Annotated in this window: 18 protein-coding genes; 10 read left to right on the plus strand and 8 right to left on the minus strand. The window is 57.8% G+C overall.

Annotated elements, in window-relative coordinates; translation table 11 throughout:
- Nucleotides 1–5 precede the first annotated feature (5 nt).
- The 9 genes from ACFPDR_RS14935 (at nt 6) to ACFPDR_RS14975 (ending at nt 11,832) form a co-directional block, all read left to right on the plus strand.
- Nucleotides 6–542 carry an aromatic-ring-hydroxylating dioxygenase subunit beta gene (locus tag ACFPDR_RS14935; protein ID WP_035268326.1) on the plus strand — a complete coding sequence of 179 codons (537 nt, stop codon included), beginning with the start codon at nt 6–8 and terminating at the stop codon, nt 540–542.
- Nucleotides 542–1,150 (plus strand): cysteine hydrolase family protein, encoded by a 609-nt coding sequence (locus tag ACFPDR_RS14940; protein WP_115635041.1) that lies wholly within the window; start codon nt 542–544, stop codon nt 1,148–1,150. Before ACFPDR_RS14935 ends, ACFPDR_RS14940 begins: the two co-directional genes overlap by 1 nt.
- A gap of 9 nt (nt 1,151–1,159) precedes the next feature.
- Nucleotides 1,160–1,987 carry an SDR family oxidoreductase gene (locus ACFPDR_RS14945; RefSeq protein ID WP_042488955.1) on the plus strand — a complete coding sequence of 276 codons (828 nt, stop codon included), beginning with the start codon at nt 1,160–1,162 and terminating at the stop codon, nt 1,985–1,987.
- Between the two features lie 104 nt (nt 1,988–2,091).
- Nucleotides 2,092–3,684 carry a phytoene desaturase family protein gene (locus ACFPDR_RS14950; protein WP_250756999.1) on the plus strand — a complete coding sequence of 531 codons (1,593 nt, stop codon included), beginning with the start codon at nt 2,092–2,094 and terminating at the stop codon, nt 3,682–3,684.
- Nucleotides 3,685–3,988: 304 nt separating this feature from the next.
- Nucleotides 3,989–6,430: a DUF3772 domain-containing protein gene (locus ACFPDR_RS14955; protein WP_181900222.1), complete on the plus strand. Its 2,442-nt coding sequence runs from the start codon at nt 3,989–3,991 to the stop codon at nt 6,428–6,430.
- A gap of 43 nt (nt 6,431–6,473) precedes the next feature.
- On the plus strand, nt 6,474–8,873 hold the full coding sequence (locus tag ACFPDR_RS14960) for a mechanosensitive ion channel family protein (protein ID WP_226349539.1): 2,400 nt from the start codon (nt 6,474–6,476) through the stop codon (nt 8,871–8,873).
- A gap of 99 nt (nt 8,874–8,972) precedes the next feature.
- Nucleotides 8,973–10,271, plus strand: coding sequence for an MFS transporter (locus ACFPDR_RS14965; RefSeq protein ID WP_009459482.1), 1,299 nt, complete (start codon nt 8,973–8,975; stop codon nt 10,269–10,271).
- A gap of 15 nt (nt 10,272–10,286) precedes the next feature.
- Complete coding sequence (locus ACFPDR_RS14970; RefSeq protein ID WP_226349538.1) at nt 10,287–11,402, plus strand: aminotransferase class V-fold PLP-dependent enzyme; 1,116 nt, start codon at nt 10,287–10,289, stop codon at nt 11,400–11,402.
- A gap of 13 nt (nt 11,403–11,415) precedes the next feature.
- Nucleotides 11,416–11,832: a hypothetical protein gene (locus ACFPDR_RS14975; RefSeq protein ID WP_009459478.1), complete on the plus strand. Its 417-nt coding sequence runs from the start codon at nt 11,416–11,418 to the stop codon at nt 11,830–11,832.
- A 9-nt stretch (nt 11,833–11,841) separates the two neighbouring features.
- Here the strand turns inward: ACFPDR_RS14975 and ACFPDR_RS14980 are convergent, their stop codons facing one another.
- The 4 genes from ACFPDR_RS14980 to mgtE form a co-directional block, all read right to left on the minus strand.
- On the minus strand, nt 11,842–12,414 hold the full coding sequence (locus ACFPDR_RS14980) for a helix-turn-helix domain-containing protein (RefSeq protein WP_235332425.1): 573 nt from the start codon (nt 12,412–12,414) through the stop codon (nt 11,842–11,844).
- Between the two features lie 59 nt (nt 12,415–12,473).
- Nucleotides 12,474–13,490 carry a response regulator gene (locus ACFPDR_RS14985; protein WP_376911367.1) on the minus strand — a complete coding sequence of 339 codons (1,017 nt, stop codon included), beginning with the start codon at nt 13,488–13,490 and terminating at the stop codon, nt 12,474–12,476.
- A complete protein-coding gene (locus ACFPDR_RS14990) occupies nt 13,483–16,449 on the minus strand; it encodes an MHYT domain-containing protein (protein ID WP_376911368.1) in 2,967 nt (988 codons plus the stop codon). The genes ACFPDR_RS14985 and ACFPDR_RS14990 overlap by 8 nt, the downstream gene beginning before the upstream one ends.
- A gap of 162 nt (nt 16,450–16,611) precedes the next feature.
- Complete coding sequence (gene mgtE, locus ACFPDR_RS14995; RefSeq protein WP_321290886.1) at nt 16,612–17,952, minus strand: magnesium transporter; 1,341 nt, start codon at nt 17,950–17,952, stop codon at nt 16,612–16,614.
- A gap of 483 nt (nt 17,953–18,435) precedes the next feature.
- On the opposite strand from mgtE, the gene ACFPDR_RS15000 reads away from it, so the two are divergent.
- Complete coding sequence (locus tag ACFPDR_RS15000) at nt 18,436–19,197, plus strand: hypothetical protein (protein WP_321290885.1); 762 nt, start codon at nt 18,436–18,438, stop codon at nt 19,195–19,197.
- A 65-nt stretch (nt 19,198–19,262) separates the two neighbouring features.
- Here ACFPDR_RS15000 and nhaA read toward each other — a convergent pair whose 3' ends face one another.
- The 4 genes from nhaA to ACFPDR_RS15020 all read right to left on the minus strand — a co-directional run bounded on the left by nhaA (nt 19,263) and on the right by ACFPDR_RS15020 (nt 22,089).
- Nucleotides 19,263–20,627, minus strand: coding sequence for a Na+/H+ antiporter NhaA (gene nhaA, locus ACFPDR_RS15005; protein ID WP_239055368.1), 1,365 nt, complete (start codon nt 20,625–20,627; stop codon nt 19,263–19,265).
- A 118-nt stretch (nt 20,628–20,745) separates the two neighbouring features.
- Nucleotides 20,746–21,204 (minus strand): D-aminoacyl-tRNA deacylase, encoded by a 459-nt coding sequence (dtd, locus tag ACFPDR_RS15010; protein WP_035268299.1) that lies wholly within the window; start codon nt 21,202–21,204, stop codon nt 20,746–20,748.
- 15 nt (nt 21,205–21,219) lie between these two features.
- Nucleotides 21,220–21,564, minus strand: coding sequence for a DMT family transporter (locus ACFPDR_RS15015; RefSeq protein WP_009459464.1), 345 nt, complete (start codon nt 21,562–21,564; stop codon nt 21,220–21,222).
- 6 nt (nt 21,565–21,570) lie between these two features.
- Nucleotides 21,571–22,089 carry a DedA family protein gene (locus ACFPDR_RS15020; RefSeq protein ID WP_009459463.1) on the minus strand — a complete coding sequence of 173 codons (519 nt, stop codon included), beginning with the start codon at nt 22,087–22,089 and terminating at the stop codon, nt 21,571–21,573.
- Between the last annotated feature and the right edge of the window lie 14 nt (nt 22,090–22,103).

Raw genomic sequence — 22,103 nt, forward strand, 5'->3', positions numbered from 1 at the left:
TTCTTATGTTGTTTGATATTGATTTTGACGTCAGCGTGGATCAGGTCACGCCTGTGAACCTGAGCCTGGAAGCCATCCGTGAAGTGGAGCAGTTCATCTATCACGAAGCTCGTTTGCTGGACGAGCGTCGCTGGCAAGCATGGCTGGATCTGTGGACCGAGGAGGGCATGTACTGGATTCCTCACAGCTACGATCAGGAAAGCCCTTACGAGCACATTTCCCTGTGCTGGGAAAACAAGCTGCTGCGTGAACTGCGTATCCGTCGTCTGGAAAACCACCGCAACTGGTCCCAGCAGCCAATCACACAGTCCTGCCGTGTGCTGGGCAATGTGATGATTGATGGCACTGATCCGGAAGGCTATCTGGTGGTGCGTTCCAGCTTCCACTCCATGGAGTGGCGTGGCAAGGATCCGGTCTACCGTGTGGGCAGCCTGATTCACAAGCTGCAGGCCCAGGAGGGCGGTGGCTGGAAACTGCGCATGAAGCAGGTGAACCTGGTGGATCGTGACGCGGTTCACGGCGCTATTCAGGTGTACATCTAATGTCGGCAGCCCATCACACAGCCTTGCTGGCCCTGCATTATCAAAACGACGTCCTGCACGCCGATGGCCTGATCCGCGTGGGGGTAGAGGCCAATAGCCCCCAGCGTCAGGCCTTGATCGAGGCCGCAGGCCGTTTGCTGGCGCAGGCCCGCGCACAGGGCGTGCCCATTGTGCATGTGCGGGTGGGCTATCGGCCTGACTATGCCGACCTGCTGTGCAATGCGCCGATTCTGCACAATGTGAAACGAATCGGCGCCATGCAGACTGGCAGTTGGGGAGCCCAGTTCTTTGACGGGCTGGCTCCCTTGCCTGACGAGTTTGAAGTCCACCACACGCGTATTAACGCTTTCTTTGGTTCCGCGCTGGAACCGGTCGTACGTCGTTTGGGTGTGGAGCGCCTGGTAATTGCCGGTGTGGCTACCCATTCTGTAGTCGAGAGCACAGTGCGCCATGCGGTGGATATGGGCTATGAGGTGGCGGTGGTGGCCAGCGCTTGTGGTGCTCCCCCCGCGACCCATGAGGCCTCCCTGGCCAGCATGAGCCTGATTGCTCATATTGACCGGGACGAAGATTGGGCGACGGTGTTCGGCGCACCAAAAGTAGAGTAGGAGAAGCACATGCAGCAGGACATGAAGGTGAATTTACAAGGTAAGGTCGCCATCGTGACCGGGTCCACGCAAGGGCTGGGGGCGGACATCGCCCTGGCTCTGTGTGCCGCCGGTGCGTGGGTGCTGATCGTGGGTCGCAGTCAGGAAGAAGGTCAGCGTACCGAGGCGCGTCTGCAGGCCGTGGGCAAGGCCCAGTTCATGGCCGCCAATATTTGTGATGATGCACAGCTGGATGCCTGCGTGCAGGCCGCCCTGGCACAAACCGGCCGCATCGACATTGTGGTGAACAATGCCTGTTCCTACGGGGACGAAGGCCTGGCTTCCAGCCGGGAGCTGTGGCATCAAACGCTGGATGTGAACCTGATCTCCAGCGCGATTCTGGCCCAGAAAGCCACGCCGCATATGGGGCAGGGTGGGGTCATCATCAATATGGGCAGTACAGGTGGCAAATTCGGCGTGGCCGGGCGCGCCCTGTATCCGGCTTCCAAAGCGGCCATCCTGCAATTTACAAAAAGCTTGGCCGTGGAATTGGCTCCCTCGGGGATTCGTGTGCTGACGGTTTCGCCCGCCTGGACTTGGTCGCCATCCGTTGAGCGCATGAGCGGTGGCTCGCGCGAGCTGGCCAATCAGGTAGGGGCACAAGTTCATCCTTTGGGGCGAGTCGGCTCCGGTGAAGAGGTCGCCCAGGTGGTGCTGTTTGCTGTGTCGGGAGCGGCTTCCTGGATGACAGGCATTGATCTGCCCGTCGATGGTGGCTTTTCCGTACTCGGGCCAGAGCAGGGCAAGTCGCCCCGTCACTGGTTTGAACGCTGGCAGGCGCAGTCGTCTGGCTCATAAATAGAAAAGTGCGGTAAAAGATGTCCAGGGCTTGTGAACAGCTGTTTCTTGTGGCGTGTTCACAAGCCCTGACCCCGTTCAGGGCAATTTAAAAAAGGTGTGGGATGACAGACTCAACAAATAAAAAATCGTATGCCGTCATTGTGGTGGGCAGTGGTATTAACTCCCTGGTGTGTGCAGCCTTGCTGGCGCAAAAGGGCAAGCAGGTCCTGGTGCTGGAGCGTAACGACCGTGCGGGCGGGTGTATCCGTACCGAGGAGCTGTTTCCGGGCTTTACCCATGAGTTGCTGTCGTCCTGGTACCCCTTGTTCACATCCGGCGCTGCCTATGCCCGTTTGAAAGACGATCTGGCCGCCCAGGGCGTGGAGTTTCTGGAAAACGGCTATACCACCGGCGTGGTGGGCAGCGATGGCAAGGGCCTGGCCCTGCGCCATGATGTGGGCGATTCAATTCAGCGTATCAATGGCTTGCAAGCTGGTGATGGCGATGCCTTTGGTGCCATGTGCAGCCAATTGTTCGAGCGCGATGCGGGCCTGACCTTCGGCTTGCTGGGCACCGAGCCATACAGCCGTGGCTTGTTGGGTTTGCTGTTCTCGCAATGGCGCAAGCGCCGTATGGACGGCATGGTGCAGTATGGTCGCGAGTCCCTGGAGTCCTTCCGTCGCTGGGCCGATCGTGAGCTGAGAGATGACCGTGTACGCGGCATGATGGCTCCCTGGGTCTTGCACTCGGGCCTGGGCCCTGACGACGCCTGCTCGGCACTGATCGGCAAGCTGACCTTTGCGGCTGTGGTGGCCGGTGGCATGCCCGTGGTGAAAGGTGGCGGCCAGAATCTGGTGCGTGCTCTGTGCGCCATTATTGAAAAGGCTGGTGGCCGTATTCAACTGAACACCGAAGTGGAAGAAATTGTGCTGGAAGGACAAAAAGCCCGTGGCGTGCGTGCCGGCGGCCAAGTCTACGAAGCCAGCCATGTGGTGTGCAACGTTACACCGCCACAGCTCTATGGTCGTTTGTTGCCGGGTGCTCCCGCCCAGGTACGTGAACAAGCCAATGCCTACCGCTTTGGCCGTGGTGACATGCAAATTCATCTGGCGTTGGACAGCATGCCTAACTGGAGCGATCCAGAGCTGCTGAAAGTACCGTTGCTGCACCTGTCCGACAGCCTGGAAGACGTCAGCATGAGCGTGGCCCAGGCCAATAACGGCCTGATCCCGGCCAAGTTCACTGTTGCTATTGGCCAGCCTTGCTCTCTGGACCCCAGCCGTGCGCCGGAAGGCAAATGGATACTGTGGATGCAGATGCAGGACATGCCGTCCAAGTTGCGCGGCGATGCGGCTGGCAAGATCGACGTGCCGGAAGACGGCAAATGGACCGAAGAAGTCAGCCAGGCCGTGGCCGAGCGCATCATCGACCAACTGGAAGGCGTCATGCCCGGTTTGCGTCAACAAATCGTGGGTCAGAAAGTGCTGTCGCCAGCCGACCTGGAATCCATCAACTGCAATCTGGTGGGCGGCGACCCCTACTCGGGTATTTGCTCCCCCGACCAGTTCTTCTGGATGCGCCCCTTTGCCGCCAGTAACGGTGCCCGGTCTCACGCCACACCGTACAAGAATGTCTACCACATTGGTGCGTCCACCCATCCAGGCCCAGGTCTGGCGGGAGCGTCCGGATTCATGGTGGCGGAGCAGATTCGTTAATCCTGCTTGTTCCTGGGCCTGAGGCTTGATGCCTGCAGGCAGAATAACCGGCCGGGGTAGGTGTTTTGCACCTGTTCTGGCCGGTTTTTTTGCTTCTTGGCATTCAGCCAGAAGAGGGGATGAGGGGGAGTAAAGGAGCCGGAACCTGAAAAGTGAGCAGTTCGGGGCGTTTATCGCCAAAAAAACAGGGTTCTCGTGAATACCTCATGCGCCAAGCCCACAATAGTTCGGTATTCTGTGCATGTTTTCTCCTGCCCTGGCGGTTTCATGCTTGGGGCCTGATTGTTTAGCCGGAGTTTTATTGATGCACGCTTTTCGCCGTTCGCGCCTGTGTGCTTTTTTGTCCTTGTGGCTGCTGGCTGTGGTGCTGGCTGTTACCGCTGTCCCTGTGACGGCCGAGACGGTGGCATTGACGCCTGCGCAGGCCAGTGAGTCCCTGAATGAATTGCGTGACACGCTGCAAACTGTCCAAGACCGTTTGCAGAAAAATGATGGCTTGGGCGATTCCGATCTGGTTGCCTTGCGCAATCAGTTGCTGCTGGCGCAAGAGCAGGCTCAGGAAATGAGTGTGCGTCTGGAGCCTGAGCTGTTGAGCGTGACCGCGCGTCTGAATCAGTTGGGGCCTGTGGATGATCCGGCGGGGGAGTCCGAGGACATTGCGCGTCAGCGTGCTCAATTGCAGCAGGCGGTGACCGAGCTGGACGGCATGATCAAGCTGGCCCGTTTGATCGGCGTGGAAACAACACAAGGCCTGGATCAGGTGTCCAAGCAGCGCCGCGTAATTTTCCAGGCGGAATTGGGTCGGCAGTCGCAGTCCGTGTTGACACCGCGCTTCTGGCGCAATGTGTCGCGCGATTTGCCCGGTGATCTGGCCAGGGTCGAACGCATGCGCAAGGATCTGGCTCAGCGGGTAACCGATTTGCCCGCTTATGTGCTGTGGTCGGCAGGAGCCCTGGCTTTGGTTTTGTTGGGGCTGTCAGTGTGGGCGGTACGGGGGCTGGAGCGTTTTACCATCAACCACACCAAGCCCTCGCGCTTGCGACGCTCTTTTTATGCGACGGCCTTGATTGTGCTCTACAGCCTGACGCCCGGTTTGCTGGCATCGGTGGCGGCAGGGCTGTTTTACTGGAACGGCAATCTGGCTCCGGATCTGTCCAGCTTTGTGTCCAAGTCCGTATTCGCCTTGTATCTGGGTGGCTTTGTGACCGGGATGGGCCGCGTGCTTTTGTCGGCGCAGCGTCCTAGCTGGCGCTTGCCTCCCATTCCCAGCAATGTGGCTTTGAAGCTGGCATGGTTGCCCATTGCTCTGGGCATCATGGTGGCCTTGACCTGGATGTCGCAGCAATTGCTGGGCCTGATCAATGCCACGCTCAGCACTACCTTGCTGATCAACAGTTTTAACACGCTGACACTGAGCATCTTTATTGCCATTGCAGCCTGGAACTTGAGCCAGGGGCGTGAGAAGACCCCCGTTCCAGAGGGCGGCGAGGACCCGCAGAAAACGGCTCCGGTTCAGCAGGGGGCGACCTGGTTACGCGCCATTCCTATCACCTTGGGTGTGGTCATTGGGCTGGGGATGATTGCCTTCTTGCTGGGCTACATCGCCTTGAGCAGTCTGATTGTGCAAGAGGTGTTGTGGCTGAGTCTGGTGATTTGCACCTGCTATGTCCTGGTCGCGCTGATTGCGGATATCGGTCAAAGCCTCTTGCTGCAATTTAAAGAGAAGCGCGCCGCTAATGAATGGACCAGTACGCAATTGCGTGGCAGCAGCCAGATCGTGATCGTGCTGTCCGGAGCCTTGCGTTTATGCCTGATTATTACGGCGATTACCCTGGTCTTGCTGCCTTTTGGGGAAGACCCCACGCAGTGGCTGCAGCGTCGTTTGGGCTTTTTGGTTAAAGGTTTTTCTTTAGGTCAGGTTCAGTTAAAACCCAGCTCGGTCCTGCTGGCCGTACTGATTCTGGTGCTGGGGATTTTGTTTGTTAAAGCCTTGCAGCGCTGGGTGGCCAACCAGCTTTTACCCGCCACGCGTATCGATCCGGGTATGCGAGTGTCTACTGCTAATCTGTTCAGCTATGTGGGCTACTTTATTGTGGTGGCTACGGCGATTTCGTCTCTCGGAATCGGTCTGGAGCGCATGGCCTGGGTGATTTCAGCCTTGTCGGTGGGTATCGGTTTTGGCTTGCAAGCGGTGGTGCAGAACTTTGTATCGGGGCTGATTCTGTTGGCCGAACGTCCCATCAAAATTGGGGACTGGGTCAGCCTGAACGGGGTAGAGGGCAATGTACGCAAGATCAATGCCCGTGCCACGGAAATTGAAATGTTCGACCGCTCCACCTTGATCGTGCCGAACTCCGAATTCATCACCAAAACCGTGCGTAATGTGACCTTGAGCAATCCCTTGGGGGTAGTGAAGGTCAAGATCAATATGCCTATCGACACAGACGCTAAACGGGTACGTTCTATCATGCTGGATGTGATGCAGAACTACAGCGACGTGCTGGCCGACCCGGCGCCGGATGTGACGCTGGATGGCTTTGATGCCAACGGCTTGCAGTTCACGGCGACCTGCTATGTAAGCTCGCCTCGCATTGGCAGCCGGGTACGCAGTGTCCTGATGTTCGATATTCTGGATGAATTACGCAAGGAAGGTCTGGCGTTGCACCATACTCAGACCATGACGGTGTTGCCCAATACACCGGTCGCCAGCCAGAATGAAAGCGGCAACCCCTTGCTGAATGATTGAACCTCGATAAAAAAAACAGGCAGGCCCCAGGGAGACAACAGCCATGAAGACGCTACGACTAGGTGTGCAGGTCTTGCTCTTGTTTCTGGCTCTGCTGGGGGCCTGGCCACAGGCACAGGCACAAGCCTTGTCCGAGGTAGAGCAAGAGCGTGAGATGATTCGAGAGCTGCAGCAGGCCCAGGATGAAATCCGCCTGATGCAGTACCGCCTGGAAGGCAACCAGGTATCGATACGGCCCGAGCGCAGCTACGAGGAAGATCAAAAGCTGGTGCGAACGCAGGAGCTGTCCGGACGGGTGGTGCAGTCTTTGGAGCGGCGCAGCCGCCTGTTGAAGGCACGTTTGCAGGAGCTGGGCGAAGATTCGGGCGATGAGGCCGAGCAGCTCATCGTTCATAACGAACGCATGCAATTGCGCCGTGCCGATGCTGCCTTGCGGGCTGATCTGCGCGTAGCGCGTCTGGTGCAGGTGGAGGCGCAACAAGCCCGTCAGTTGCTGCGAGAGGCGACGGTGCGCTATGAGAAAGCGAAGCGTTGGCGACGCAATGCCTCTTTGGTCCTGCTGGAAAGTTTGCCCGAACTTGCACAGGCCTGGCCCGCTGACCGTTCCAAACTATCTGACTTTGCCCAGCAGTGGCGAGGAACATGGAGCAATAGCAGTTGGCAGCAAAGCAGCGCCTCATTGTGGATGGCGGCGGCGGTTCTGCTTGTGATGCTGGCTTTGTTCCGCGTCATGCCCCTATGGGTAAGCCGTTATCTGCCAGCCGGACGCTTGCGTCGCTCCAGTCTGATCATTGCTAATTTCTTCCTGTGGTTTATCGCTACCTGGGTGGTAGTGGACCAGCTGGTTGAACTGGTGTTTCAACGGCCAGGCCTTTCTCCCACCCAGTTTGAGCTTCTGGCTTATTTGAAAGTAGGAGCTTGGGCTGCGGCAGTGGCGCTGGCTTGCCTCAAGAGTATGGTGGTTCAGCCTCGGGCTTCCTGGCGTTTGATTCCCGTTTCCACTCAGACTCAGCATAGGCTGCGTTACTTTGCACCCGCTTTTTTTCTGCTGGTGTATGCGGACATCACAAGCAGTTTTTTTCGGGGATCGATAGGTTTATCGGATGCATTTCAGTCCATGGCTGATGGTGTGAGCAGCCTGCTGTATTTGATCCTGTATGGCTATGGTTTGTGGGTTCTGCGAGACGAGCTGTTCAATCGTACTGATGTCGCGGGGCAGGGGGCGAGCCGAACGGGACGCAGTTGGGCTCGTCTGGCCTTTAAAGGCGGCGTCCTTGTTTACATTCTGGTGTTGGGCTTGTTCATCGGCGGCTGGCAAGGCCTGTCGGATGACTTGATGTCGCATTTCATCACTATGCCCTTGATCCTGGGGCTGCTGGCCTACGTTTGTATGGTGTGGCTGCAGGACATTGCGGATTCCTTGCTGACCTATTTGCGTAATCGCAGCCATGATCCAGAGGCTGCGCCGATTCGCGTGCAAAGCCAGTTCATCGTTGTGTTTTTTGCTATCGCCCGGATGAGCGTGTTGCTTCTGGCGATCTGGATGGTGAGTGGGGATTGGTTAACTGAGCCCAAACAGATGCTGGAGTCGGGGCTGGATGTCTCGCGTGAGGCCTTGCGTCTGGGAGCGGTGCAGTGGCGCCTGGACTTGTGGCTGATTGCCTTGGGCGTGATGCTGGTGGGGGCCGTCCTGATTCATTTTCTGCGCACCTGGCTGCGTCAGCATTACATGCCTAACACCACGCTGGAGCCGGGCCTGCAAAATGCGATCGTGGGCATGGTTGGGTACGTTGCCTATTTTGTTCTGTTGGTGATCTGCCTGTCCATGCTGGGTGTGCCGATTGAATCGGTGACCTGGATCTTTACGGCCTTGACGGTGGGTCTGGGTTTTGGCTTGCGAGGCATTGTGCAGAACATTGCCTCTGGCCTGATGCTGATGGTCGAGCGTCCCGTCAAAGTGGGAGACTGGGTGGAGGTAGAGGGCAGCGAAGGCAATGTGCGCCAGATTCGCTTGCGGGCGACCTATGTTGAGCGCTTTGATCGCACCATGGTCATGGTTCCCAACTCCCAGATGATGGGGCGGCAGGTGCGTAATCTGACTTACACCCCGACCTCCTTGGGCGCGATTGAGTCCCGCTTGCTGTTTCCGCTGGATGTGGACGCGGATGCGGTCATGCAGATTTTGCGTGAGGCCGTGCAATCCGAGCCGGAAATTCTGACCGAGCCAGCCCCTATCTTGTCTTGCGACGGAATTTTTGGGGATGGGGTGGCATTCAGCACCCGTTGTTTCATCAATACCATGCGAGTCCAGCGCCGGGTGCGCAGCAATCTGATGCTCGATATTCTGCGGCGCTTGCGTCAACAGGGCATCAGTCTGCATCCGGCCCAACGCTGGGTTCAGGAAGCCATGGACAAAGACAGGGCCGAAGACCCCGACCTTTAGGGTTTTCCCAGTGATTGAAAGCTGAAATATTCATCCGTATAATTTGTTTAGCCACACTAAACAGAATAGACGCATTATGCGTATCAGGATGGATGAGACATGAGCAAGAAACAGTCCCCACAGGACGAGGCCCCCGTATCGCCGTGGCGTGCTGCCAGCGCAGCGGGTTTGGGCACCATGATCGAGTATTACGACTTTCAGCTGTACGGCGTCCTGGCTGTGACGCTGAGCGTGCTGTTTTTTCACGCCGGCAATGAGAACGCGGCCTTGCTGTCCACATTGGCCGTGTTTGGCGGGGCCTTTCTGGCACGCCCCTTGGGCGGTATTTTCTTTGGCTGGTTTGGCGACAAGCATGGCCGTACCGCTGCCTTGATGTTCACGATTGTGGGCATTGGAGTGGCCAGCGCCTTGATGGGCATGTTGCCTACCTACGCCACGCTGGGCCTGGCTGCACCGGCCTTGCTATTGCTGTGTCGTTTGCTGCAGGGCTTTTTTGCCGGTGGTGAAATTACGGGCGCAGCTACCTATGTGGCGGAATGCTCGCCCCCCGGCAAGCGCGGTTTCTTTGGCGCGTTCAACCCGGCCGCCGCCACTTTGGGCTTGTCCCTGGCCACCGGCGTAGCCGGCCTGGTGACGGCGCTGGTGGGTAAGGAAGCCATGCTGGATTGGGGCTGGCGTATTCCCTTTCTGCTGTCCATTCCCTTGATCATTCTGTGCGTCTGGGCTCGTTCACGTATCGAGGATTCGCCGCGCTTTAAGGAAATGCTCAAAAGCCATCACCCCGAGCATTCGCCTTTGTCCTTGATTGTGCGTGATTACCGCCGTCCCCTCTTGCAAGTCATTGCCATTGGTTTTGCACAGAATGCAGCAGGCTACGTGGGCGTGGTCTATCTGAGTACCCATTTGATTCACACCCTGAAATACGACGGCACCGCGGTGTTCTGGCTGATTTCCCTGGTCACCTTGTGCTCGGCCTTCATCATGCCTTTTGCCGGTGGCCTGTCTGATCGCTTTGGCCGCAAACCCTTGCTGACGATTGGCTTGCTGGGTTATCTGGTGCTGGTGCCGCTGACGATGTGGGTCGCCTCCTGGGGCAGTTTCCCGCTGGCGGTGATCGCGGTGGCCGTGTCCATTTTGCCCTTCATCGTAGTGCAGGCCGTGGGCTACCCCTTGTATGCCGAATTGTTCCCTACGCGAGTGCGCTATAGCGGCGTGTCGCTGGGCTTTAACATCGCCACCATTCTGGGTGGAGCGACGGCGCCATTCGTGGCGTCCTGGCTGACGGGCCTGACCGGTTCCAGCATGGCACCTGCCTTTTACGTGATGGTAGTGGCGCTGATCGGGATTGTGGCTTTGAGCACGGTGCAGGAAACCTCTGGCCGTCAGTTGGCCGATTGATTTTCAAGGAAGTAAATGATGTCCGGATATTTTCTTTATCACTCCATTGGCATGTTCGAGGGCAAGGAAGCGGCCATGCGTGCCGAGCTGGATCAGTTCAGCCAGGTCTGGTCGGCGCAGGACGATGCCCAGTGGGGGTACGCTCTGGGCCAGAAACAGGCTTTCATGGATGCCTGGGCCCGTTTGATTGGTGCTGATTCCAAGGATATTGCGCTAAGTGAAAACGTCACTGGCGGCCTCTACAGCATTCTGGGTTCTTTGCCTTCGCATGTGCTTAAAGGACGTACCTTGCTGGTTGCGGCCGATTGCTTTCCCAGCCTGCATTTCCTGTTGCAAAAACTGGCCTTGCGCCTGGGCTTCACCTTGCGCACCGTACCTTTGAGCGCCGGCCTGTCCTATGTGACGGACGATGATTTCATTAATGCCTGGGATGACAGTGTGGGTTTGGCCCTGGTGACCTGGGTCAGCTCTACGTCCTCGCACCGGGTGGATGTGGATCGCATGGCGCAATGTGCGACGGAGCACGGCAGCCTGATGGCGCTGGATTTGACACAAGCTGCCGGGCTGGTGCCGTTCACCGTGCATGAAGGCGTGGCCTTTACCTTGTCGGCCTCCTTGAAGTGGGCATGCGGCGTGTCCGGTGCCAGCCTCTTGCATGTGCGTGCAGATTTGATCGAGCAGTGCGAGCCGGAGTTTCGCGGCTGGTTCAGCCAGGAAAATCCCTTTAACTGGAATCTGGACCAGTTCAGCTATGCTGACGGCGCGCGTCGTTTCGACCACGGCACACCGGCTATTTTGGGAAGTATTGCGTCCCTGCCTGGCATGCGTTTCGTGCTGGAAACCGGCGTGGAAAAACTGCTGGAGCAAAACCGGGCATTGACGGCGGTCTTGCTGGATCGTGCGGCCAAAGCCAATTGGCCCGTGCTGACCCCATTGGCCGAGAACGAGCGCGGCGGCAGCATCATGTTGCGCGCCAGCAGTGCCCAGCGCGCTCAGGCTATGGTGGATCAGCTGCGTGAGCAGGAGCTCTATTGCGATCAGCGTGACGGCGTATTGCGTCTGTCGCCCGGTAATGTCTGCACCGAGCAGGATGTACTGCGCTTGTGCGACACCTTGCAAGCCGGCTGGTAAAGGAGGAGGGGATATGGATAGCCAAACCTGGGCTCATCAGGCCAGCCGTCGTATCGAACGATCCGCCAAGGTCGTGATGGACTATATGGCGGATCTGGATGCGCTGGGACGCTGGTCCCTGGGCTGCTTTGACACCGAAACGGTGGAGCCTGGCCTGGTGGTGGGGACGTCCTTGTTTGATGGTGGCCAAACCCATGTCAGCGTGGAGATTCTGGCCGAGCAAGGGCTGATTCGATATTGGGTAGGCAGCGCCACGCAACGTACCCCGCGCATCAGCGCCATGGTGCAGCCGCTGGATCAGAATTCCTGCATTTTGATCATGCTGGCGACACGCGGTGCAGACATGGATGAAAACCGCTGGCTACGTTTGCAGCGTTGCCATGAAACCGAGCTGGATCTGATCCAGGCCCAGCTGCACAGCGCCGCCTAGTGCTCGTGCTTAATAGCTGGGTGGGGTGATCGCCACAATAAAGCGCACATCCGTGTCGTAAGGATTGCGGTAGGCATGGGGCAGGCTGGAGTTGAAATAACAGCTATCGCCCGTTTGCAGACAGTGCTGATCATCCCCTACATCGACCAGCAGCTGGCCTTCCGTCACCAGCACACATTCCTCGGCAGGGTGGCTCCAGCGCTGCCCGACCGAGCTTCCTCCCGGCGGCAAGAAGCCCGCCAGCATTTCAATACTGCCAAAGCCCGGTGACACCCGCTGGTACTGCACGCCCGAAGCGGATTGAATGCTCATGCGCTCGTTCTGGCGCACCACCGCCACTTGCTCCACATTGTCATCCAGCAGGGAAAACAAGGGCGTATCCAGCGCACGTGCAATTTGGCGCAGGGTATCCAGACTGGGTTGGGTCAAACCGCGTTCCACCTGGCTGATCAGGCCGGGGGAGACTTGGGCAAGCTCGGCCAGCTTGCGCAGAGACAGTTTTTTATGAAGTCGGACTTGGCGAATACGCAAAGCGGCCATGTAGAAGCGGGGATAGATAGTAAAGCCGTCATTGTAAGACAAGCCCGCAGGGCTGAGGAGCGCGGGACCTGGCCCACCTGCTGCTTATCGGGCCAATCGGTTCAAGTCTTTGCCATCAGTTGGGGATCGTCGGCCCATTTTTCTTTGATATGCAGCATTTCAGGCAGGCACTTGTCCAGCAGAGCGATCAGTTGCGGGTCAAAGTGCTGGCCGGATTGTTCGCGCAGATAGCTGATGCAGCGCTCTACACTCCAGGCTTTCTTATAGGGCCGCTCACTGGCCAAGGCATCAAACACATCGGCCACCGCCACGATGCGGGCGGGCAGGGGGATATTCTCGCCTTTTAAACCATAGGGATAGCCACTGCCATCCCATTTTTCATGGTGATACAGCGCGATCGTGCGTGCCAGTTTTAACAAACCATGCGAGTGCTGGCCAATAATGCGGGCGCCAATCAAGGTGTGCGTACGCATGATTTCCCATTCTTCGGGTGTTAGCTTGCCGGGTTTTTGCAGGATGGAATCCGGGATGCCGATTTTGCCAATATCGTGCATGGGCGCGGCGTGCAGCAGTTCGTCGGCCGCTTCGCTGGAGTAACCCAGCCAATGGGCCAGAATGCGCGTGTAGTGGCTCATGCGGATGACGTGGCGGCCAACTTCGTTGTCCTTGTATTCGGCCGCTGTCCCCAGGCAACGGATAATCTGCAGGCGGCTGTCGCGCAGTTCCTGCATTTGTACCAAGGACAGATGGTTGCGTATGCGTGCCTTCAGAATTGCCGGGTTAAAGGGTTTGGAGATGTAGTCCACCGCCCCCATGTCCAGCCCCATTTGCTCATCCTGCGGCTGCGAGAGTGCCGTTACAAAAACAACGGGGATGTGGCGGGTTTTAAGGTCGGCCTTCAAGGCTCTACAGACTTCGTAACCCGACATTTGCGGCATCATGATGTCCAGCAAGATCAGGTCCGGTAGATCCCGTTGTGCCAGCTCCAGCGCCTTGATGCCATCTTTGGCAAAGAGCAGCCGGAAATCCTGTTGCAGCGTATGGCGCAGAATCTGCAGATTGGCGGGCTCGTCATCGATGAGCAAGAGGGTGGGGCGCGGTGAGGTAAATTCATTCATGGCGTGGCGGATCCTTGGCCAAGCTCGCATTCAGGTCTTTGATCAGCTTGGACAGGATCAGGCTGGCTTGAGCAAAGTCGAACACGTCGATGGTTTTATTAAGATCATTCAGGGTATCGGTTTGCCCTGTGCTTTCCAGATACTGACAGACCACTTGCAAGGCAGGCTCATCCAGCTCGTTGAGCAAGACGCTGCTATGCAGAATGTGGAGATGGTTCAAGGCAACGTCGGGGGTATGCACCACGACGTGTTGAGGGTCTGAATAAGGAGTCGGTGGGCCGTTGTGGCTAAGTTCTTGAGCGATGCGGTTGAACATTTCCTGCAACTGTTCAATACGGCGACGCATCTGGCGAGTTTGACCACGACGAATTTTTTCTTCCAGCTCGGCGCTGAGGGCAGACACCTGGGGCAGGCCCAGATTGCCGGCGGTGCCGCGAATGCCATGCAGGCTGCCCAGCACAATCTCCCAGTTCGGGGATACCTGCTTGATTTCATCGAGTGGGTAGCGGGTATGCAGGTCAGACAGAAAGCTCAGCAGAGCGCGACGCAGACGGACCTGGGAACCCCACAGGCTCAGGCCCAACTCCCAATCGATCAGGCTGCTCTCTTGTGGTTCGACGCTGTGCTCCATGGGGCCAGTGGGGGGCAGACCCATCACCATGGCAATCTCCTGCAGCAAAGAGGGCAGATCCAGCGGTTTGGTGGCAAAGCCATTCATGCCGGCCTCCTGGGCCGCATGACGGTCGGACTCCATGACACTGGCAGTCAGCGCAATCAGAGGCAAAGGCAGACGCGCTTCACGGCGCTCCTGTTCGCGCCACCGGCGGGCGGTTTCCAGACCGTCCATCTCGGGCATGTGCACATCCAGCAAGGCCACATCAAAATCTTCTTTGGACAGCAGCTCCAGCACTTTGTGACCGTTGTCGGCCGCTGTCACGGAGTGTCCGTGCTGCTCCAGGGCCAAGGTCAGCAGTTCCTGATTCAGGCTGATGTCATCGGCCACCAGAATGCGCAGCGGCGGCAGGCGGGGCACGGGCTGATCGTCCGGGCTCAGGCTGGGTTCTTTACCCGGTTCCAGGGGAATACGGACTTCAAAGACGCTGCCCACGCCCAGGGTACTTTCAACCTTCAGCGTGCCGCCCATCAGATCCACCAACTGGCGGGCAATGGATACGCCCAGGCCGGTACCGCCAAAACGGCGGCTGATGGATACATCGGCCTGTGTAAAAGGGGTGAACACATGGCGCAACTGCTCAGGAGTCATGCCAATGCCGGTGTCCGTGACGCGGATGGAGACGGTATTGCGCCCTGGTTCGGGATTGACATCCACATGCACCGCTCCGCTTTGGGTGAACTTGATGGCATTGCCGATCAGGTTGTTCAGCACCTGCTGAATCCGCATCGGGTCGCCCTTGTAAAACTGATGCAGCTCGGGCGCATGGTTCAGACGGAACTCCAGGTTCTTGGCATCCGCTGCCAACCGCAAGGAGGCCACGACCTGATTGCACAATTCAATCAGCGAAAAATCCACTTGCTCCAGCTCGACCGAGCCGCGTTCCAGCTTGGTGGTATCCAGAATGTCGTTCAGCAAGGCCAGCAAGGAGTGGGCGGACTGGTTGATGATGGCAAGGTGCTTGTTTTGCTGCGCATTGATCTGATCATTCAGCATCAAGTCGCTAAAGCCAATAATCGCGTTGAGCGGGGTACGGATTTCATGGCTCATATTGGCCAGAAAAGCCGTCTTGGCCTGGGCTGCCTGCTCGGCTTTTTCCGCACTTTGACGCAGGGATTCGGTCAGTGCCTTGTAGCGGCTCATGTCAGTGACAAAACCGACAAACAGCGGGTCACCCGGCTGGCGTACCTTGCCTACGGCCAGGCGCATCGGCAGCAAGCTGCCATCCTTGCGCAAACCGGTGACATCCCGGCCTACGCCAATAATTTTTGGGTCGTTGGTGCGTAAATAATTGGACAGATAGCTGTCGTGGCGCGAGCGGTCCGGCTCGGGCATCAACATGTTCACATTGCGCCCCAGCACCTCGCCAGCCTTCCAGCCAAACAGGCGTTCGGCTGAATGGTTGAAGTCCAGAATGGTGCCGTGGCTGTTGATGGTAATAATGCCGTCAATCGCGGTATCCACAATGGCCCGGTTATGCGATTCGCTTTCTTCCATCTTCAAGAACAACTGGCGGTAGCGCAGCAGGCCGTTGGCCGCGGTCACCAGTACCGTCACCGTAATGGTGAAGGTGGACAGCACCATGGAGGCAAAGGTGCTGTTGAAGATGATCATGTCATCGGGCGGTGTGGTCTGGCCTATAAAGCGGGCGGCCGCCATGCCGGTATAGTGCATGCCGGAAATGGCCAGGCCCAGCACAATGCCGCTGATGACTACGCGTTGCAGCAAGGTCAGGCGGGTGCGATGCAGGCGAAAGCGTATCCACAAGGCCAGCGTGGCCAGTACCACGGCCAGCACAATCGACAGGAAGAAGGTGATGGGCTCATAGCGCAGCACCGGCGCCATACGCATGGCAGCCATGCCACTGTAATGCATGGTGCCTATACCCAGACCCACCAAAATACCGCCCACAATCAGGTGCGAGCGTTGTACACGGGCTTGCGAGAGAATTTGCAGGGCGACCCAGGATGCCCCTACGCTGGGCAGAACCGACAACATGGTGATGGCCGGGTCGTAATGGACGCTGGTGCAAAGTTCAAACGCCAACATGCCAATAAAGTGCATGGTCCAGATGCCACCGCCCAGGGCGATGGCACCCGTACAGATGGCAATCTGGCGGTGTATGCGCAAATCAGCCATGCGGGCAATATGGGCCGTTTGCAAGGCCATGCCCGAGGAGAAGATGGCAACCAGTAGCGACAGGATGACCAGACCACTGTTATAGCTGCCAACCAAAAAGGGAGCCATCTGGTCTGCACTGATGAAGAACTGGTCGAGTATCCGCATAGGTGCTGATGTCCGAAGCGGCCCATAGGGGGCCAAGTTAGACGAAATGTGTCAGGCTCCCCCTGCCTGCCAGAGGGAATGTAACGGTGAAATTCGGATAGGTTACCGAGTTTGTCTCTTACTGTGCGCTTTTTTGTATGGATTCAACAAAAAAATTCATGGCTAGAGCAAGGTTCCTGTCAGCAACATCGCGGCCACGGAGAAGTAAATCACCAAACCGAGCACGTCCACCAGCGTGGCCACCAGGGGTGCCGAGGCACTGGCCGGGTCAAAACCGACGCGCTGCAAGATGAAGGGCAGCATGGAGCCAATACAAGAACCGAACGTCACAATGCCCACCAGAGCCAGCCAGATGGTGAAGGCAATCAGCAAGGAGTGCTCGCCATAGTCGTACAGGCCCAGGTGTTGCCAGATTTCGATACGAATAAAGCCGATCGCCCCCAACATGGTGCCCAGCACCAGACCCACGGGTAATTCGCGCAGCAGGACACGCCACCAGTCGCGCACCCGGACTTCACCCAGGGCCAGACCGCGAATCAGCAAGGAAGTGGCCTGCGAGCCGGAGTTACCGCCGGAGCTCATGATCAAGGGAATGAACATGGCCAGGACCACGGCCTTTTCCAGCTGTATTTCGTAGTACTGCATGGCACTGGCGGTCAGCATTTCACCCAGGAACAGAATGGCCAGCCAGCCTCCCCGTTTGCGAATCATGGTGCTAAAGCCCGCTTGCAGATAGGGTTTGCCAATATGTTCGGCCCCCCCGAAGCGGTTCATGTCTTCGGCGGCCTCGTCCATCAGGGCGTCGATCACGTCGTCTACCGTCACAATGCCGATGATGGCATTTGCCTCGTCCACCACTGGAATGGCCAGAAAGTCGTGGCGGCGTATCAGTTGGGCCACGGCCTCCTTGTCCGTCAGGGCCTGCACGGCAATGGGGCTGTCGCCACTCCACAACTCGGTCAGGGCCGCCTGCGGGTCGGCGCACACCAGCTTGCGCAAAGGCACCACAAATTGCAGTTGTTGCTTGTCGTTGACCACATAGATGGCATAGACCGTTTCGCGGGTACTTTCCACTTCCCGAATGTGCTGCAAGGTTTGTGCCACATTCCAGCTCATGGGCACTTGCAGAAACTCGGTAGTCATGATGCCGCCGGCTGTGTCTGCCGGATAGTGCATCAGACGCATGATGGAGGTGCGGGTGCGCTGGCTCAGGCGGCCAAGAATCTGCTCCTGGTCTTCATGGTCCAGGTCTTGCAGCAAGTCGGCCATTCGGTCTTCGGCCAGTTGCTCCAGCACTGGCAGGCGTTCGGGACGTGTCAGCTCCATCAAGAGCGCACTGGCCCAACGCAACTCCGGCACTTCCAGCAAGGCTTGCAGGCGTTCGTTATCCAGCTCCTGGGCAGCGAGCAGCGCGGGGCGTTGCTCCAGCTGATTCAGGGCCAGAACAATATCGGCAATCGGGGTTTGGGGGCCAAGTAGCTCAGTTGATGGATGCGTGGACATGCAATACTCCAGTGGGCGTGCAGGTACAGGGTCTTGAGTTCAGGAGGTTGGCACCGGGCCAACAGACCGTAAAGCGAACCGGCTCAGTTCGCACGAAACTCGCTAGGATAGCGTTCTTTGCGGATACGTGCTTCCCAAGCCGGGCGCAGGAAACGCCAGGCCGCTGCATTTTGTCTGGGAAATTGCTGATGCTGTGGTCTAAGTATGTCTGTGAATCGATCCATGATTTACCCATAGAACCGCTCAGTGCACTACCAAGCTGAAACTCAGCGTGATGAAGAATATCGCCATCGTAGGGAGGTCTGCGCTGGAAGTCAAAGCGATTGCAATGATGCGCAAAAAAATGATTTGTGCTGTTAAGGTGAGGCTTGTGCCCCTGCACCAAACTTGAGACGGTTCAGAGGGTGCTATAGTGCCCGCTTTGCCGCATAACGGCGACTCGACCCCGGCGGGCCAAGGCCCACTACACGATCAGGAACAACCATGAGCAATGCGATTAATTTTGACAAAGGCAACTACCGCTTCATTCCGACCGGCGTGAACCGCTTTTCGGGCGGGGTGGCCGCTCAGCCCGGTTACGAGATCTGCCGGGTCGTGTTTTCTGCCCCCGTGCCACTGAAAGAAGGTTTTGACTTGATTCAGGCCGTGCTGGAAGCAGAAGAGCGTCCCTTGACAGCCTTGTGCGCCTGCGAGCTGCGCTCGCCCGAGCCAGTTAGCGACAGCGACTTCAACAAGTTCAATGAGCTGTATCTGGAAACGCTGAAAGAGTGGGGCCTGGTCAAAGGCAAGCATAATCCGGTCGCCCGCAGCAACGTGTCGCCGCTGGTAGGCGCACCTGCCGAGCCCAGTTTTTACGCTTTCAGCTACACGGTGGAAACCGATATTGAAGAAGCCACCTTTGTGATCGCAGGCAGCTGCGAAGTCCCCGAAACGTCCGACGACTATATAGAGAGCATTGTGGCCTACCAGGACGTGTCGCCTGAAGGGCTGTTGCAGAAGGCGCAATGGGTTCTGGGTGAAATGGAGCGTCGTCTGGAAGTGTTGGGCCATGAATGGGCTGACACGACGGCCACCCATGCGTACACGGTGCACAATCTGCATCCTTTCATGGCTACTGAACTGGCTCAGCGCGGTGCGATCAACCATGGCTTGGGCTGGCACCTGGCCCGTCCTCCCGTCAAGGATCTGGAGTTTGAAATGGATTGCCGCCGTATCCTGAACGAACGCGTGCTGACCATTGATTAATTGATCAGCCCCTAAAACAAACAGGCCCACGCTAGCGTGGGCCTGTTTGTTTGATGTCTGGCTGTTTATGCCTGGCTATAAGCTGCCTGGCTGGCAGACTGCTGATAGCGACGACGCACAATCAGGCCCCACGCCAAGCCCAGAACGGCGGACGCCAAAGAGCCGCACAGAACGCCCAGCTTGGCAGCATCCAGCAAAACGGGCTCGGCAAAGGCCAGGTTGGCCACAAAGATGGACATGGTAAAGCCAATACCGGCCAGCAAACCAATCAGGGTGACGCCGGCCCAATCCATGCCGGCAGGCAGGGTACATAGCCCCAAGCGTACGGGCAACCAGGTGCCCAGCAAGACGCCCAGGGGCTTGCCCACAATCAGGGCAATCGCCACACCAAACAGGGCGCTTTGTGCACCGGCGGCATTCAGGTCCAGACCATTCAGGCTGACACCGGCATTGGCCAGCGCAAACACCGGCATGATGATGAACGCTACCCAGGGGTGCAGCAGTGCAGGAATACGCTGGACCGGAGGCAGAATCTCGCGTTGAGCCAACTGCATTTTCTGCAGCGTGTGCATGACTTCGTGGGTGTCATGCTGGCTTTCCAGTTTGGTGGCCAGTTCCAGATTCAGGTGGCGGGCCTTGCGAGGCAAGGGCAGGGCGCGCACAGGGCTCATCATGCCCAGAACCACACCGGCCAGGGTGGGGTGAGCGCCTGTTTTCAACAGACCAAACCACAGGATCGCGCCGGGAACGACATAGGCCCACGCCGAACCTATGCCCATTTTTTGCAGACCCAGGACGGCCACAATACCAACGGCTGCAATCAGGAAGGCGCTGTAGTCCAGGCCGCCCGAGTAGAAGAAGGCAATGATCAGGATGGCGACCAGGTCATCAATAATGGCCAGCGCCAACAAAAACACCCGCAAGCTGGGGGGCAGGGAGCGGCCCAGCAAGGCCAGCACACCCACTGCGAAGGCAATATCGGTGGCAGTCGGAATGGCCCAACCCATCAGCACAGTCGGGTCGGGATTCATGGCGGCGTAGATCAGCGCGGGCAGGGTGATGGCGGACAGGGCAGCACAGATAGGCAGCATGGCCGAGCGCCAGTCGGACAGGGCACCGTCATGGATCTCGCGGCGGATCTCCATCCCGACAACCAGGAAGAACAAGGTCATCAGAATATCGTTGACCCAAAAATGCAGATCTTGCGAGAAACGCCAGGAGCCCAGCTCCAAGGTCACTTGGGTGTGCCACAGGGCAGAATAGCTATCGGCAAATGAAGAGTTGGCCCAGATCAGGGCTATGGCGGCAGCCATCAACAAGACCACACCGCCCAGGGCCTCGATATGCAGGAGGCGTTGCAATTGGGCTTGCAACTGGCGGGTCAGAACATGGGCGCGCGGCAAAGGCGCACCGGAAGAAGGGTGGGACATGGTCGGCAAATCTCCACAAGGCGGCCCGACCTTGCGTATGTAATTAACCTGCCTTGCTGCACCATGCCAGCAAAACACCCTGCGCAATTATAGGGATGGAGCCTCTTTAAGGCAATCGTCAGCTTGGGTCTGTGTCGGGCGCAATATGTATGGGAATCGTGACTGGCCCATCGTTGGTCAGGCTCAATTGCATATCGGCACCAAATACGCCGCACTGGGTATCAGGCAGCCGGGTGCGGGCCATGGCTACCAGCTCGTCAAACAAGGGCTGGCTGATTGCAGGGGGCGCAGCGCGGCTGAATCCTGGACGGTTGCCCTTGCGCGTATCGGCCGCCAGGGTGAACTGGCTAACCAGTAATAGCTGACCACCGGCTTGCTGCAAGTTCAGGTTCATCTTGCCTTGCTCGTCCGAGAAAATGCGCAGGGCCAGCAATTTATCCAGCAAGCGTGTGGCTTGCTCGCGGGTGTCACCGTGCTCGGCACAGACCAGAACGGCCATGCCTGCGCCAATTTTTGCGACAGTCTGGTTTTCAATATCGACCTGGGCCTGGCGTACCCGTTGAATCAAGGCAATCATATTTATTCACTAAAATCAGTGGCCGACAGATTTGGAGAACAGATTCACAATCAGCACACCCACCACAATAAAACCGATGCCAATCATAGCGGCCAAATCCAGCTTCTGCTTGAAGACCACCCAGCCAATCAAGGAAATCAGCACAATGCCCACGCCACTCCAGATGGCATAGGCCACCCCAACCGGCATGACGCGCAGACTGAGTGACAGAAAGTAGAACGCACCCGCGTAGAACATGATCGTGAAGGCGCTGGGCATCAGGCGCGTGAACTGTTCGGAGCGCTGCAGCAAGCTGGTGGCGATGATCTCGAAGAGAATCGCGATGAATAAATGCAGGTAGGCGAGGCTTACAGGGGTCATTGAAAATCAGGGTTGGAAACTGAACCAGCCAGGTAGCAGCAAGACACTGGCCCACAAGGCGGCCGAGGCCCAGGATGAGATATGAAAACTCAGAGGCGACATGGCACAGGTGCCCGCAATCAAGGGGACAGTTGAGCGCAAGGGACCAACAAAGCGGCAGGCCACAATACTAAACCATCCCCAGCGTGCAAAAAAAGCCTGCGCTTTTGCATACAGATGCAAACGCTTGCGGGCCCACTCGAAGTGGAACAGATTGCCACCGTAACGCTGGCCCAGAAAAAACGAGATGGCATTGCCCAGGCCGGCGCCCAGTGTCACGGACAGCCAGATCGGCAGCAAGCTCATTTCCCCGGCACCGACCAGGGCACCGACGGATAAAAGGATGGCTGTACCCGGTATGATCAGGGCCAAAAAGGGCAGGGACTCGACCAGGCACAAAGCGAAAACAGCGGGGGCCACCCATTGTGGGTTGGCGCTGATCAGGGCTGTGGCCTGTTCTGCAAAATTGCTTAGAGTGCTCAGCATATCAACCAGAAGGA

The organism is Alcaligenes sp. GCM10023179, assembly GCF_042653705.1.
Classification (GTDB): Bacteria; Pseudomonadota; Gammaproteobacteria; order Burkholderiales; family Burkholderiaceae_B; genus Alcaligenes; species Alcaligenes phenolicus.